14 protein-coding genes and 1 pseudogene are annotated in these 14,500 nt (G+C 60.1%); 11 read left to right on the top strand and 4 right to left on the bottom strand.

The window, feature by feature from the left end; translation table 11 throughout:
* The first annotated feature begins 338 nt into the window (after positions 1 to 338).
* The 7 genes from O0K41_RS01500 to O0K41_RS01470 all read left to right on the top strand — a co-directional run bounded on the left by O0K41_RS01500 (position 339) and on the right by O0K41_RS01470 (position 8,170).
* Positions 339 to 1,280 (top strand): DUF6884 domain-containing protein, encoded by a 942-nt coding sequence (locus O0K41_RS01500; protein ID WP_049419326.1) that lies wholly within the window; start codon positions 339 to 341, stop codon positions 1,278 to 1,280.
* Complete coding sequence (gene dbpB / locus O0K41_RS01495; protein ID WP_049419327.1) at positions 1,277 to 2,404, top strand: DGQHR domain-containing protein DpdB; 1,128 nt, start codon at positions 1,277 to 1,279, stop codon at positions 2,402 to 2,404. Before O0K41_RS01500 ends, dbpB (O0K41_RS01495) begins: the two co-directional genes overlap by 4 nt.
* Positions 2,404 to 3,684, top strand: a complete 1,281-nt coding sequence (gene dpdA, locus O0K41_RS01490; protein ID WP_049419328.1) for a tRNA-guanine transglycosylase DpdA — start codon at positions 2,404 to 2,406, stop codon at positions 3,682 to 3,684. Before dbpB (O0K41_RS01495) ends, dpdA begins: the two co-directional genes overlap by 1 nt.
* Positions 3,681 to 4,775, top strand: a complete 1,095-nt coding sequence (dbpB, locus tag O0K41_RS01485; RefSeq protein WP_049419330.1) for a DGQHR domain-containing protein DpdB — start codon at positions 3,681 to 3,683, stop codon at positions 4,773 to 4,775. Before dpdA ends, dbpB (O0K41_RS01485) begins: the two co-directional genes overlap by 4 nt.
* Positions 4,762 to 5,394 carry a 7-carboxy-7-deazaguanine synthase gene (gene queE, locus O0K41_RS01480; RefSeq protein WP_049419332.1) on the top strand — a complete coding sequence of 211 codons (633 nt, stop codon included), beginning with the start codon at positions 4,762 to 4,764 and terminating at the stop codon, positions 5,392 to 5,394. The genes dbpB (O0K41_RS01485) and queE overlap by 14 nt, the downstream gene beginning before the upstream one ends.
* 369 nt (positions 5,395 to 5,763) lie before the next feature.
* Complete coding sequence (queC, locus tag O0K41_RS01475) at positions 5,764 to 6,525, top strand: 7-cyano-7-deazaguanine synthase QueC (protein ID WP_049419335.1); 762 nt, start codon at positions 5,764 to 5,766, stop codon at positions 6,523 to 6,525.
* 599 nt (positions 6,526 to 7,124) lie between these two features.
* A protein-coding gene (locus tag O0K41_RS01470; RefSeq protein WP_219630559.1) for an IS3 family transposase occupies positions 7,125 to 8,170 on the top strand; the annotation gives its coding sequence in 2 pieces (ribosomal slippage) (positions 7,125 to 7,323 and positions 7,323 to 8,170; 1,047 coding nt in all).
* 36 nt (positions 8,171 to 8,206) lie between these two features.
* Here the strand turns inward: O0K41_RS01470 and O0K41_RS01465 are convergent.
* The 3 genes from O0K41_RS01465 to O0K41_RS01455 all read right to left on the bottom strand — a co-directional run bounded on the left by O0K41_RS01465 (position 8,207) and on the right by O0K41_RS01455 (position 10,047).
* On the bottom strand, positions 8,207 to 8,665 hold the full coding sequence (locus tag O0K41_RS01465; RefSeq protein WP_080354274.1) for an NIF family HAD-type phosphatase: 459 nt from the start codon (positions 8,663 to 8,665) through the stop codon (positions 8,207 to 8,209).
* A 118-nt stretch (positions 8,666 to 8,783) separates the two neighbouring features.
* Positions 8,784 to 9,251, bottom strand: a complete 468-nt coding sequence (locus O0K41_RS01460) for a cyclin-dependent kinase inhibitor 3 family protein (protein ID WP_232092436.1) — start codon at positions 9,249 to 9,251, stop codon at positions 8,784 to 8,786.
* Between the two features lie 448 nt (positions 9,252 to 9,699).
* Positions 9,700 to 10,047 (bottom strand): hypothetical protein, encoded by a 348-nt coding sequence (locus O0K41_RS01455; protein WP_049419342.1) that lies wholly within the window; start codon positions 10,045 to 10,047, stop codon positions 9,700 to 9,702.
* Between the two features lie 83 nt (positions 10,048 to 10,130).
* Here O0K41_RS01455 and O0K41_RS01450 point away from each other — a divergent pair, with 83 nt between their 5' ends.
* The 4 genes and pseudogenes from O0K41_RS01450 to O0K41_RS01435 all read left to right on the top strand — a co-directional run bounded on the left by O0K41_RS01450 (position 10,131) and on the right by O0K41_RS01435 (position 13,534).
* Positions 10,131 to 10,355 carry a helix-turn-helix transcriptional regulator gene (locus O0K41_RS01450; protein WP_049419344.1) on the top strand — a complete coding sequence of 75 codons (225 nt, stop codon included), beginning with the start codon at positions 10,131 to 10,133 and terminating at the stop codon, positions 10,353 to 10,355.
* Positions 10,356 to 10,532: 177 nt separating this feature from the next.
* Positions 10,533 to 10,811, top strand: a pseudogene (locus tag O0K41_RS01445) (JAB domain-containing protein); the annotation flags it as partial.
* Positions 10,812 to 10,924: 113 nt separating this feature from the next.
* Positions 10,925 to 12,613 (top strand): arginine--tRNA ligase, encoded by a 1,689-nt coding sequence (argS, locus tag O0K41_RS01440; protein ID WP_088436380.1) that lies wholly within the window; start codon positions 10,925 to 10,927, stop codon positions 12,611 to 12,613.
* Between the two features lie 21 nt (positions 12,614 to 12,634).
* A complete protein-coding gene (locus O0K41_RS01435; protein WP_088436379.1) occupies positions 12,635 to 13,534 on the top strand; it encodes an SPOR domain-containing protein in 900 nt (299 codons plus the stop codon).
* 129 nt (positions 13,535 to 13,663) lie between these two features.
* Here O0K41_RS01435 and O0K41_RS01430 read toward each other — a convergent pair whose 3' ends face one another.
* Positions 13,664 to 14,416, bottom strand: coding sequence for an SDR family NAD(P)-dependent oxidoreductase (locus O0K41_RS01430; RefSeq protein WP_164222225.1), 753 nt, complete (start codon positions 14,414 to 14,416; stop codon positions 13,664 to 13,666).
* Positions 14,417 to 14,500: the final 84 nt, after the last annotated feature.

The raw sequence follows: 14,500 nt of genomic DNA, 5'->3' as shown, positions 1-14,500 counted from the left end.
TGTTCTGACCCAAGACCACGTTGCCTTAACAATCTAGCCTAACCCCCAACCCATTCCAACCAGTTGAACCGCCTAGTGCCCCTCTCCACCGATAAGGGGTATGAGGACACCGGCCTAGACGATGACGCGAAGCGGGCGGGAAATCGCAATTTTTCGAGCCCCCCTGGGTGAGCCATCCCGGGTGAAGTGAGCGGCACAGAAACTGCTCACGCCCCCTGTTCGGCCAGAATGCAGTTTTCAAACGCCAAGAAATAGGCAAAAATGCGCACTTCATCTTGACCTGTTTCGCCGGCCGTGAGCTAATGGCGCTCGCGTCGGACCCCCTGCGCAGGAATGAAATGCAAGTCATTGAAAACATGGAAGATCCAGTAGAGCGAGGCGTATCAGCCCTTGTCGTTCCCTGCAGCGCAAGGAAGGCAAAACTGTCTGCCCAGACCCTCACCAGTGGCAGCCTTACTGCAGGGAAGCAGGCTACGTTGGCTCAGCAGTGGCTTAGGAAACTGCAGAAATCCAATCCTTGCGCCAAGGCCGGCCACCTCTATTCAGGGGCCGCGTTCCGGAGAGTCTATGAGCATGGGCTGTCCCATGGCACGCCTGTTTGGGTGATCTCTGCTGGTCTTGGGCTCGTGTCCGCTGAGCGACGAGTCCCGCCCTACGACTTGACGCTTTCTGCCAGTTCCCCAACCTCGCTGGTCCACAGGGTTGTTGGGCATTTCCGTCATGAGAGGTGGTGGGATCAGGTACAAGCCGGCCCTTTCGCCAGCCCCCTCTCGTCCATTGGAGATTCCAACGGCCAGGGACGGGTTCTGATCGCCTTGACCAAGCCGTACGCCCAATTGATCAGCAAGGCACTGGCGGGGTTGCCAACCGAACTGAGGTCACGCCTTAGACTATTCGGGCCTGGCGTAGCAGCCAGCCTACCGGCAGACCTGCGCTCGCAGGTGCTTAAGTATGACCAACGGCTGGACCTGATTGTCCCGGGCATCCAACTCGACGCGGCTGCGCGAGCCTTGGTGCATTTCGCGGAGTTGGCTGCAAACATCCAGTTGGTCAGCATGGAGTGCGACCAAGAGCTAATCGAGCAGGCGCTGGCGCCCGTTCAGGCCCGCCCGGTCGTATTGCGCACCCGACTAGACGACGATGCACTTCGTGAGCATCTCCGTCCTTGGGCTTCGGAAGGGCTCTCCTTCAGGACGGCACTTCGTCGGCTTCGGGACGACAGCAGGGTGTCTTGCGAAGAGCAGCGCTTTCGTCGCCTTTACAACGAGGTCAGGGCATGAGCAAGGCCACTCTGGTAACAATTCGCGCCGTTCGGACCGAACAAGCTGGCGTAGCGGTCTATGCCTTTTTCCTGCCCGGATCCAAGGTACTTGAGATTGCCGACATTTCGCGACTGGAACGAACCAAGGAGGGTCTGGAAGGGTTCCAGCGGGATGCGATCCAAAAGCACATTGCCGGTATGGTCGACTACCTCAACAGCGGCCCGGTTCTGTTCCCTAATGCCATATTGCTGGCGCTCTCGCCGCGCGCCTCGTTCACCAGATCCCGCGGCCCAACACCGGAAGGGCTGATCCCCTCCGGCGACGCCGGCGTGCTTAAGCTGCCTATTGCCAAGGACGGCAGCAAGTGTGCGTGGATCGTCGATGGTCAGCAGCGCTCCACTGCGCTTGCCAGGGCAACAGACAGTACCTTGCCGGTGCCCGTAATCGCATTCGTATCAGATGATCTGCAGACCCATCGGGAACAATTCATCTTGGTCAACAAGGCCCGGCCCCTCCCTAAGCGTATGGTAGATGAACTACTTCCCGAAATTGATGCGCGAAGGCTTCCGGCCGACATGGCAACCCGGCAGATTCCCAGCGCGCTGGTGGAACGACTTGATGCCGATCCAGAGTCACCGTTCCACGGGTTAATCAGACGAACCTCATCCAACAAGGATCCTGGACGCATCGTTACCGACTCGGCTTTGGTACGCATGCTTCAGAAGCAAATCAACAATCCACTTGGGGCCCTGGCGTCCTTCCGTTCGCTTGATGGTGGCAGTACCGATCCTACTGCCATGTATGCACAGGTCCTGAGCTTCTGGAATGCAGTGAAGAACGCCTTCCCAGAAGCATGGGGCCTTCCTCCAGAGCAAAGTCGACTGCTTCACAGCGCAGGTATCACGGCGCTGGGTGCCCTGATGGACTATCTCAGCCCGCGTGTAGTACAGCGAAGCAATGCTGGCAAGTTCTATGCAGGTGTGCTGGAAGCTATTGCCCCCTACTGCGCTTGGAACTCTGGGCGCTGGATCGACATGGACTGCGACTGGAATCAGATCGAGAGCACCGCCAAAGACATCCGACTGCTCAGTGACCAATTGATCCGCCTCTCCCAACTTCACAATTTGAGGCATATGGCCTAATGAAGTTCATTTACGCTGATGCCCTGGACTTCGTTGATCCGGAGTTTGATTTCGCTAATGACCGAACCTCTGAAGGTCGCGTTGTCCAATGGGACGATGAGTACCCCCATGAGTTCTTGGCGCGCCCCCCATATGATGGGATCCTTGTGTCGCGTGGTGTTGTGGGCGACATCCAGCACCAAGGTAAGTACACCCTGCCGCAGGTGATGCGTTTCCGCCGAGAAGGCGCTCGGAAGTTCCTGCGTTACACAGCGGACAAGTATCCGAACAGTCTTCTGTTCGGAGATTGCGGTGCTTTCACCTACCGCGACCAGGAAGTCCCTCCATACACCCCCGTCGACACCATGGAGTTCTACGGCGACGGGGGCTTCACCCATGGTTGCTCCGTAGATCACATCATCTTTGACTTCGACGAAGGCCAAGGCCGCACCCGGCTGGAAATGCCACAACCCATACTTGACCGTTATGACCTCACGCTGCAACTCGCCTCTGAGTTCCTGATCGAAAGCAAACGCGTCAAAGGATTCGTACCTATGGGCGTGATCCAGGGTTGGTCAGGACCGAGCATGGCGACGGCGGCACGCGAACTCGTCAAGATGGGCTACACCTATCTTGCGGTGGGAGGTCTGGTGCCACTGAAGATCCCCCAGATCCATGCTGCGCTCGCCTCCATCCGCCAAGCCATCCCCAGCAAGGTCAAGCTTCATCTTCTGGGATTCGGCAAAATCGAGCATCTGGCCGAATTCGAGCAGTATGGGATCGCCAGCTTCGATACCACCTCTCCCTTAGTGCGTGCCTTCAAGGATGCGGTGAAGAATTACTTCTCGCGCGATACCCAAGGCCAACTGAGCTACTACACCGCAATCCGTGTACCGCAGGCCCGTGACAACAACAAGCTCAAGGCCAAGGCCCGCCGCGGCGTCCTCAACCAAGAAGTAGCCATGAAGCTGGAGGCAGCAGCGCTGGATTCTATACGCACGTTCGCCGGTGGAAAAATGCCTATTGAGCCTGCCCTGGACAACATCCTCGCTTACTGGAAGGCGCTGAACTGGCGCGAAGACCATGACGATGCCAGTCAAATGCGATCTTTGGCCAAGCAACGCGCAATCTACCATCGCACGCTGACAGAGCAACCATGGACTCGCTGCAACTGCCGGGTTTGCACGGAAGGCGGCGTTGAGACCCTTCTGTTTAGAAGCAGCAACCGCAACAAGCGTCGCGGCTTCCACAATCTTCACGTGTTCTATGAACACCTCCTCGCTCACAGGCACGCAGCATGACCAAGCAACTGACTTTCAACGTGATTGCGCCAAAGCAATCTGCCAACGCCCACGTCGCGTTCTTTGTGGCAACTGCCACGCAGATCGATCAAGTTGCCACAATCCAGCGTCTGGCACGTGATGAAGAGGGCATGCCGACTGGGTTCCAGCGTCCCCAGATCGCCAAGCACATTCGCGAGATTGGCGATTACCTCGCCCGTCCCGATGCCATCTTGGCCAACCCCATTGTTCTAGGCTTCGTCGGCGGCGCCAAGATCAAAAAGTCCAAAGACGGCTCTACCCAGTTGGTAGTAGACGTAAGCAAAGGCGCTCCGGGATTGATTGTGGACGGCCAACAGCGCTTCAGCGCACTGCGCGAGATCGGCCGTGAGGACTTTCAAGTGCCCGTTTCGGTCTTCATCTGCGACAGCCTGGAAGAGCTCACTCAGCAGTTCATCCTGATCAACAACACCAAGCCGCTCAACAAGGGCATGATCTACGAATTGCTGCCACTCGCGCGTCAAGGTGGCATGCCGTTCCGACTCGAATCGCGTCGGGAGGCCGCCGATTTGGTCGGAATGCTCAACTTCCGGAAGGGCTCGTCTCTCAAAGGGATGATTCGCGGCCAGACCACGCCGCACGGTGTCATCCAGGACACGGTCATGCAGAGACTGATCATGAACTCGATGTCCGATGGTGCGCTTCGGATGTATCGAAATGACCATAAGCTGCTTCAAAGCAAGGGCTTTGAGCTCATTAGTGAGTACTTTCATGCCGTTGCCCACATCTTCCACGATGCCTGGAAGGACCACACACCGACGAGTTCGCGTTTGGTTCACAGTGTCGGCATCACGGCGATGGGATTCGTCATGGAGTACCTGCACTCTGCACTGGGCGCTACCACGCGCGAGGATTTCATCCAGCCGCTGACCGCGATCCGACCTGCCACCGCCTGGACAGAGGGAGAGTGGGTGTTTGGACCTGAGACCCGTCGTTGGAACGGGCTCCAACAGGTATCAGCCGACTGGAAGCTACTCTCGTTCTACCTGGTCCAGAAGGCACGGGAGGCGGTGGAAAATCCCAAGGGAGCCAAAGCTCATGTACGCCGTTAAAGAGATCTTCTACACCCTTCAGGGCGAGGGCTTCCAGGCTGGGCGGCCGGCAGTGTTCTGCCGGTTCTCTGGTTGCAACCTATGGTCTGGTCGGGAGCAAGACCGCCCCAAGTCGCAATGTACTTTTTGCGATACAGACTTCGTCGGCGTCAACGGGTTGAATGGAGCAAAGTACGGAGACGATGGGTCCCTGCCATACGTGATCGCCGACCTATGGCCTCACCATGCCATCGAGAATAGGCTGGTTGTCTTCACCGGCGGTGAGCCATTGTTGCAACTAGATGAACCACTGATTCGTGCAATGCACGCACTTGGGTTCAAGTGCGCTGTCGAGTCCAATGGAACGATCGAGCCACCAAACGGCATCGACTGGCTGACAATCAGTCCGAAAGGATCGGCCCCCTTAAAAGTTCGTCGGGCCAATGAGCTCAAACTGGTTTTCCCGCAGCCAGATGCGCCCCCCGAAGCATTCGATGAATTCATTGCGGACCAGTACTTCCTCCAGCCAATGGACGGACCGGACCAAGTTGCCAACACACAAGCGGCCGTGGAGTACTGTAAGGCTCATCCGAAGTGGAGATTGAGCATGCAAACTCATAAGTACCTGGGCATCCCATGACTGAGCCAATCTTCAACGTTTGCAAAGAGTTCCGATTTGACGCGGCCCATCAGCTGGATGCTGGCCCCAATGGCGATCCTCGCTATCGTAGTATTCACGGACACTCCTACCAAGTCGAAGTATGGGCACGGGGTCCGCGCAATGCGCGTGGCTGGGTAATCGATATGGGGGACTTGGAACGCCGCATCGCACTAACCAACGCCAAGATCGACCACGTCTTTCTCAATGAAATAGAGGGCATGGGGCCACCTACGATGGAGAACATTGCTTACTTCATCTGGTGTGACTTGAGAGATCTCCCCCTACTACGCAGGGTGGTAGTCAAGCGCGGACAGAATGGTGAATCTTGCGAGTTCCACGGAGAGTACGATGTCGGATGAGCGTTTTGTCAATGATGACGGCACGGGAGAGAGATCGGCGCTGGTCGTGTTCTCCGGAGGCCAAGATTCGGCCACCTGCTTGGCGTGGGCGCTTGATCGGTTTGATCGAGTGGAGACGCTGGGGTTCCAGTACGGTCAGGTCCACCATGTGGAGATGTCTGTCCGTCAAAGTGTTCGTGATGCCATCAGTGCCCTAAAGCCAGAGTGGACCGAGCGTCTGGGTATTGATCACGTCTACGATGCGGGCGTCATCGGGCAGATCGGCCAATCCACCCTAACAGGTACCAGTGAGACGAAACTTCGCACAGCTGGCCTGCCTGCCACTTTTGTACCAGGTCGTAACTTGGCTTTCCTCACCTTGGCGGCCGCCCTTGCCTATCGCCGAGGATCAAAGCACATCATCACAGGCGTATGCGAAACAGACTTCTCCGGCTATCCCGACTGCCGCGATGACGCAATCAAGGCGGTGCAGTTGGCTGTGAATCTCGGCATGGATGCTCGCTTCGTCATTCACACTCCGCTGATGTGGATCGACAAGGCCGCCTCTTGGGAGCTTGCGTTTGACCTCGGAGGCCATAGATTGGTCGAAGTGATCAATGAGAAGACCCACACCTGCTACGTAGGCGATCGCTCAGATCGACACGCCTGGGGATTTGGTTGCGGCCAGTGTGACGCCTGCAAGCTGAGAGCGTCCGGTTGGGACAAGTACCTAAACCCCAAGCACCGACGTGGCAAAGGAGTGCTTCAGTGACTGGCTGAAGGTGATCATCCACCCTAGGTAGTTCGTTGGCCTCACGGAGTTGCCTGCTCCCCGATCAGTTGAACAGCTTGGCGAGCAGCCCCGTGACGCCTAGGCGAAGTCCCTTGGGAAGTTGGCACCTCTCCAAAAGCAAGGCGTAACCATCCGCCTCGTCGAGTGCGCATTCCTAATGCCTCACACTGCTTGCGCTTCGTCGCTACTGTTGGCACCCGCCCAGTAACGGCTGCCACTAGAGAGACTGACCACACCTCTGAAGCTGTACCGGTTCGGGCTGAGCGGAGAGGTGTATAGGCGTACGCTGAATCAGCTAAGAAGGCCTAGCAAAAGGCTCGGCACGTGCGTCAGCAAGCTCCCCATCTTCTTGCCCATGCTTAGAGAACCCGCGCAGGAGACCAAGGGCGAATTCAGGCTTCGTCTGCATGGAGCGATCAACCCATCGCAATGGTGGCCGTTCCATGCCCCCGACGTCCCCCCGAGATTCAGTAGCGCGACGGTTTGGAGTCCAATCCTCAACGACAAGGAGATTGGACGTGAAGAAGCGCTTTTCCGAAGAACAGATCATCGGCTTCCTGCGCGAGGCCGAGGCGGGCATGCCGATCAAGGACCTATGCCGCCAGCATGGCTTCAGTGAGGCCTCGTACTACCTGTGGCGCAGCAAGTTCGGTGGGATGAGCGTGCCCGACGCCAAGCGGCTCAAGGACCTGGAAGCGGAGAACACACGCCTGAAGAAGCTGCTGGCCGAGCAGGTGTTCGACAACGACGTCATCAAGGATGCGTTGCGAAAAAAGTGGTGACCGCACCGGCACGCAGGTTGCTGGTGCGGAGCATGGTCGAGAAAGGGCTGAGCGAGCGGCGCGCGTTGGTGGTTGCACGCATGAGCGCCAGCGCGCTGCGTTACGAGCCCAGGCCGGACCACAACGTTGAACTGCGCGAGCAGATCGCTGCACTGGCACACAGGCATCGACGTTACGGCGTGGGCATGATCCATCTGAAATTGCGACAGAAGGGGCATGTCGTGAATTACAAGCGCGTGGAGCGCCTTTATCAGGAAGCAAGTCTGCAGGTGCGTCGCAGGAAGCGCAAGAAGGTACCTGTCGGTGAGCGTCAGCCTTTGCTGCGCCCGTCCGCCGCCAATCAGGTGTGGTCGATGGATTTCGTGTTCGACCGCACCGCGGAAGGCCGAGTAATCAAGTGCCTGACCATCGTGGACGACGCCACCCACGAGGCCGTGGCCATCGAGGTGGAACGGGCTATTTCCGGGCAGGGCGTTGCCAAGGTGCTGGACAGATTGGCCGTTCAACGCGGTCTGCCGCAGGTGATCAGGACAGACAACGGCAAGGAGTTCTGCGGAAAAGCAATGGTGGCGTGGGCTCACGAGAAGAGAATTGCCCTGCGCCTGATCGAGCCGGGCAAGCCGAACCAAAACGCTTACGTTGAGTCCTTCAACGGGCGGCTACGCGATGAATGTCTGAACGAGCACTGGTTCCCGACGTTGCTCCATGCCAGAACCAGTATCGAAAGCTGGCCGCGCGACTACAACGAGGAAAGGCCTAAACGAGCACTTGGCGGGCTGACGCCCGCCCAATACGCCGCGCAGTTGGCTGGCAAGAGGGATAAGATCAGCACCGGACTCTAAACCCGACCGCTACTGAGGACGGGGGGACGTCGCACCCTACCTACTATGAAGTGCCGGATCTCGGCCCAAGAGTTTGATACGCGCCATGAGCCGTTCCAGTGCGACACTGAGACCGTCGTCTTCTGCAGAATAGGGAGACTCGAATAGCGGAATCTGAACCCATAGGTGCTCTTGACCAGGATGCACATAGGGGCCGTGATCATCCAGAAGCAAGACATCATCCACCTGTGAAGACACGAAGCGCAGATCCTTCGTAGCTCCATGCCAATTGATGTACGCGAGTGTTGAGAACCACTCAGGCGCAGCACCCTCTAGAACCAGCAACTCTGCGATGGACTGTACGCGCTCTCGCGAAACCGTTGTAAGTATCACAAGCTGATCGAATTCTGATCGAACCCGTTCAAGAAACCTATAGAGCCCTGGACGCGGGATCTGACTAATAGCATTAGAAATAAGCGTCCCTTCAAGGTCGAGCGCCAGAATGGCTGGCTTCATACATCGTCTCATTGAATTAGTGAAAGTCTGGCGTGGCGCCTCCACGCTCTATGCGTCCATTGTGCGATCCCTCAGGTGCGCATAGTGAACCGGAGAGTTTCTTTTCTTTGCTTCGCGGCTAGGGCCCCTTCATATGCCAGCCCTTCAGGGAGGTGGCCCATGTCCGGATAAACACCTCCTGCTCGGAAGTCTCAATAGCACCCGGACGCGCCCGGCGAACTCTAGCCATTGCGTCTTCGCCATCGATTGCTGAATCACTCTCCAAGAGAAGCATGGATGCCACAGTTCCCGCTCGACCAAGCCCCCCCTTACAGTGGACGACAACTTTCGAACCTTCACAAAGTTCGGTCGAGAGCATTGGTCCCAGACGCTTCCAGCGTTCAAGGAAACGACCGTCCGGTGCTGCTCCATCAGTGATCGGCAGGGAGTGCCAGATCAATCCGTGCTCGGCAGCTCGCTGAGGCAGTGCAGTGATACGCAACTCGTCAAACTCCCACGGCTCTATCAAGGTGAGTAGACGCTTAGCACCCCACTTGTAAATCACGTCGAGGTCCAGATCGATATCTCTAGCCCAAGTACCAGTCATTGCGGCCTCTTGATGCTTCCCAGGTGCAAAGGTGACACCTATTGCTCCACCAACGCTTCCTACTGGGATGCTTCCAATGAGCAAAGGATGAGTGAGACTTGTCCTGACCAATGAATTCTCCATATCGAAGTTGACCGTTGCTGCCCTTGGGAATTGGAGCCCACAAACTCACATTCGGCGCACGCCCGTGCACTAGTCCGCCATGACTCAACATCGCGCCCGAGCGTAAGTACGGCCGCTGTAGGACTCCTCAGCTTTCTGGGCTGATCAGCACTACATCGCGAGGCATAGTGCGATCCAGTGTTATTGCACTGCTCTCGAATCATTAAGTAATGGACGAGATCTGTCCCGAGTCAGTAGGTGAGGAGGCTCGGAGCATGCCTACTTCGGCTTTGCCAAGGTCAGAACGAGTGTTGGGTTAGCTATGTCTAATGGCGCCCCCCGGAGGCTAGCTCTCGCCGTTACTCCGCTTCGCGCGCAGTTGGAGCATCGATTCCTCGAGAAATTCCTGCATTGAAGGTCGAGAATGAAGTGCTGGCGACGGGATCTGGCAGTCGAGTTGATTACAGAGTGACTTGGCAAACGCCAGTTGTGCTTTGGTCGGGGGTTTGAGATCCCAGTCAGTCAGTTCTGGAATGATCTTTGCCACCTCTTCAGCAAGACGAATTTGGAACCCAAGCCGCCCCCCCTCTTCTTGAACCCGTAAGAGCTGTCTAGCGACCTGTGCACTCCTGCTCTTGGGCAGTGGGATTTCAATGGAGAAGTCGAAGTCGGTGCAGATGAGGTACAGGTCCACGGGATCAGAGCTCATTGATACATATATGTAGACTACATATATGGGCGTAGTGTTAAAAGTGTCTGCCTCCTAGTTTTTTCGGGATGGAAGAAGACACCGTCATCACAGCCTTGGCTCACGTCATTCGGTCGAGGCGCGTTGCCCTGGGCTATAGCCAAGATTCGTTTGCGGATCACATTGGTATGCATAGGTCCTACTACGCCGCACTGGAGCGTGGGCGGCGGAACATGACTTTGGCTACCCTTGAGCGCGTAGGGCGCGGCCTGAACTCGACTCTTGCCCAGTTGTTTGCAGATGCAGGCATCTAGCCCCTCGCGTCCAACTGATTGGAAGAACAAATGACGGTACGGCGTCGCGTTGAGCAGGTGCGTACTGCAAAGGCTGCCCTCGATAGGGAGCAGCGACATCAGGTATGGACAAGGCGAATCTCAGAAAACGCCTTAAAAATCAATGATTTTCATATCGCCCATATCCCCCATTGTAATGTGTGCGCCGGCACCATCAACGCCGCACCGGTCTACCCCCGCGAAGTGGTGCGGCGCGCCCTGCTGCACAACGCGGCGGCGGTGATCCTCAGCCACAACCACCCTTCCGGCGACCCGGAACCCTCCAGCGCCGATACCCGCATCACCGACGAACTGCAGCAGGCGCTGGCGATGGTGGACGTGCGCCTGCTGGACCACTTCGTGGTCGGCGAGGGCCGTCCCGTTTCATTTGCTGAACGGGGCCTGCTATCCCCGCCCCAGCCGCGGCTGTTCGGCTGAGCGCGGCCCTTCAGGCGCCATCGGTCGCCCCCACAGGCATGTTCTGGTCAGCGTGGGCGCGGGTATCTGCGCTAAAATGGGCGATTCCGCCGCTCATTCTCACAGCAGGCCTCGTGAAAAATCTCCTCCGCGCCCTGATCAGCCAAGGCATCGAAGCCTTGCGCGCCAATGGCACCCTGCCCGCCGACTCCCTGCCGCCGGACTTCGTGGTCGAGCGCCCGAAGACCCGCGACCACGGCGACTTCGCCACCAACGCCGCGATGCTGCTGGCCAAGGCCGCGCGCAGCAATCCGCGCGCACTGGCGCAGGCGCTGGTCGAGGCGCTGCCGCGCAGCGAGGACGTGAGCAAGGTCGAGATCGCCGGCCCCGGCTTCATCAACTTCCACCTGGCCCCGGCCGCGTACCAGCGCGAAGCCGCGTCGGTCATCAAGGAAGCCCACGACTACGGCCGCAACCTGTCCGGCAATGGCCGCACGGTGGGCGTGGAGTACGTGTCGGCCAACCCGACCGGCCCGCTGCATGTCGGCCATGGCCGCGCGGCGGCGATCGGCGACTGCGTGGCGCGCGTGCTCGATGCCAACGGCTGGAACGCCAAGCGTGAGTTCTACTACAACGACGCCGGCGTGCAGATCGAGAACCTGGCGCTGTCCACCCAGGCACGGATCAAGGGCATCGCGCCGGACCAGGACGGCTGGCCGGAAGGTGGCTACCGCGGTGAGTACATCGCCGACGTCGCACGCGCCTACATGGCCGGCGCCAGCGTCGACCTGGAAGGCAGCACCGTGGTCGGCGCCAAGGACCCGGACGACATGCAGGCGATCCGCCGCTTCGCCGTGGCCTACCTGCGCAACGAGCAGAACCTGGACCTGGCCGCGTTCGGCGTCGACTTCGACATCTATTTCCTGGAAAGCTCGCTGTACGCCGACGGCAAGGTAGCCGAAGCGGTGGCCAAGCTGCAGGCGTCGGGTCATACCTATGAAGAAGGTGGCGCGCTCTGGCTGCGCAGCACCGACTTCGGTGACGACAAGGACCGCGTGATGCGCAAGTCCGACGGCACCTTCACCTACTTCGTGCCCGACGTGGCCTACCACCTGTCCAAGTGGCAGCGCGGCTACGAGCGCGCGATCACCGAGCTGGGCGCCGACCACCACGGCTCGCTGGCCCGCGTGCGCGCCGGCCTGCAGGCGATGGAAGTGGGCATCCCGCAGGGGTGGCCGGAATACGTGCTGCACCAGATGGTCACCGTCATGCGTGGCGGCGAGGAAGTGAAGCTGTCCAAGCGTGCCGGCAGCTACTTCACCCTGCGCGACCTGATCGAGGAAGCCGGCCGCGATGCCACCCGCTGGTTCCTGATCGCGCGCAAGCCCGATTCGCAGCTGACCTTCGACATCGACCTGGCCCGCCAGCAGAGCAACGACAACCCGGTGTTCTACGTGCAGTACGCGCATGCCCGCGTCTGCAGCCTGCTGCGCCAGGCGCAGGAGAAGGGCCTGGTGTACGACCAGGGCAACGGCCTGGCCAACCTCGGCCGCCTGGCCGACGACGCCTCGCTGCTGCTGATGAACGAGATCTCGCGCTATCCGGAAGTGGTGGAAGCGGCCGGCGTGGCGCTGGAACCGCATCTGGTGGCGCAGTACCTGCGTGAATTGGCGCATGCGTTCCACACGTGGTATCACGGGACGCCGGTGCTGGTGGAAGATGCCGCCGATCGCAACGCCAAACTGACCCTGGCCTGTGCGGCGCGCCAGGTACTGGCCAATGGCCTCGAACTCCTGGGCGTCAGCGCCCCGGAAAAAATGTAAGCATCAGGAGACGCAGTACACATGGCAGCACGACGCGGCAAAAGCCAGGCACGACGCAACAGCGGCAGCCAGGGCACCCCCGGATGGGTGTGGCTGGTGGCCGGTGTAGCGATCGCGGCCGTGGTGTTCCTGGCGGCGCCGAACCTGTTCAAGGGCGAGGGCGATGGCTTCCTGCGCGCCGGTCCGCAGCCGAACCCGAACGCGCAGCCGGCCCCGGTCGCCGATGCCGACAGCGATGTCGGTACCCAGCCGGCCGCGCAGCCGGCTGCGCCGAAGCAGGCCGAACCGGAAAAGCCGGCCGCCACCCAGTACGATTTCTACACCCTGCTGCCGGGCAAGGAAGTCGAGATGTCCGACGCCGAACTGGCCGCCAGCGCGCGTGCCGAAGACCAGCGCCGGGCCAAGGCCGAAGCGCAGCGCGCGCAGGCGGCACTGGAAGGCAAGCCGGTTCCGCCGGCGACCACGACCGCACCGGCACCGGCGGCCACCGCCAGCGTGTCCAGCACCGCGCAGGTGACCGCCACCAGCCGTCCGCTGCCGGCACCGCTGAGTGAACGTCCGGCTGCGGCAACGCCGCCGGCCAGCACGGCCTCGACCAGCACCGCCGCCGCCACGCCGGCAGCGCGCGCGGAAACCGCAACGGCAACGGCGGGTACCCCGGCCACTGCCGCACCGGCGGCCGCCGACAACGCCCGCTATATCCTGCAGGCAGGCGCCTTCGGCGCCTCCGGCGATGCCGAAGCAACCAAGGCCAAGCTGGCGATGATGGGACTTGCGGCGCGCGTGGAGTCAGCACAGATCAACGGCAAGACCGTGTACCGCGTGCGCATGGGGCCGTATGGCAGCGCCGGTGAACTGTCCGAAGCCAAGCAGAAGCTGGATGGCACCGGCCTGCAGGCGATGGCGATCAAGGCGCAGTGAACCATCGGGTCTGAATGGAAAAAAGCCGGGCAATGCCCGGCTTTTTTGTTTCTGTAGAGCCGAGCCATGCTCAGCTGAATCCAGACGAAGCCGAGCGTGGGCTCGGCTCTACAGGACGCACGGCACTGGTCAGCCTTCGCGGGCGACCTGGAAACCGGCGAAGGACTGGCTGACCGGCATCAGTTCCAGGCGATTGATGTTCAGGTGCGGCGGCAGGCTGGCCACCCAGAAGATCTGTTCGGCGATGTCTTCGGCGGTCATCGGGTTGGCGCCGTTGTAGAGCTTGTCCGACGCCGCCTGGTCGCCGTGGGTACGCACCACGGTGAACTCGGTTTCGGCCATGCCTGGCTCGATCGTGGTCACGCGCACGCCGGTGCCGTGCAGGTCCGAACGCAGGCCCAGCGAGAACTGGCTGACGAAAGCCTTGGTGCCACCGTAGGCGTTGCCACCCGGGTACGGGTAGACGCCGGCCACCGACGAGATGTTGATGATCGCGCCCTTGCGCTCCACCAGCTGCGGCAGCAGGCGGTGGGTCAGGGTCACCAGCGCGGTGATGTTGGTGTCGATCATCGTGGTCCAGTCCGACAACTTGGCGGTCTGTGCCGGCGCGGTGCCCTGCGCCAGACCGGCGTTGTTGACCAGCAGATCGATGTCGCCAAAGGCGGGCGGCAGTGCCAGCAGCGCCGCTTCCATCGCAACCGGATCGCGGATGTCGAAGGCGGCGGCATGCACCACGTCCTTGCCGTAGCGATCGACCAGCGGCTGCAGGCGTTCGCCACGGCGGCCGGTGGCGATCACTTTCCAGCCGGCCTGGGCGAAGCGGTGGACGGCGGCGGCGCCGAAGCCGGACGTGGCGCCGGTAATCAGGACAGTGCGGGTCATCAGGCAACTCCAGGGGGAAAAACCGGACGCCCATTCTGGCACCGTCGGCCCGCCCTTGCGTTGTCGATGCCGGCTGACCACGCC

It is taken from the genome of Stenotrophomonas sp. Sm2128 (genome assembly GCF_030985535.1).
Lineage (GTDB): Bacteria > Pseudomonadota > Gammaproteobacteria > Xanthomonadales > Xanthomonadaceae > Stenotrophomonas > Stenotrophomonas maltophilia.
Note: the sequence above shows the minus strand (reverse complement) of the source record. Positions and strands in the feature narration are given on the sequence as shown.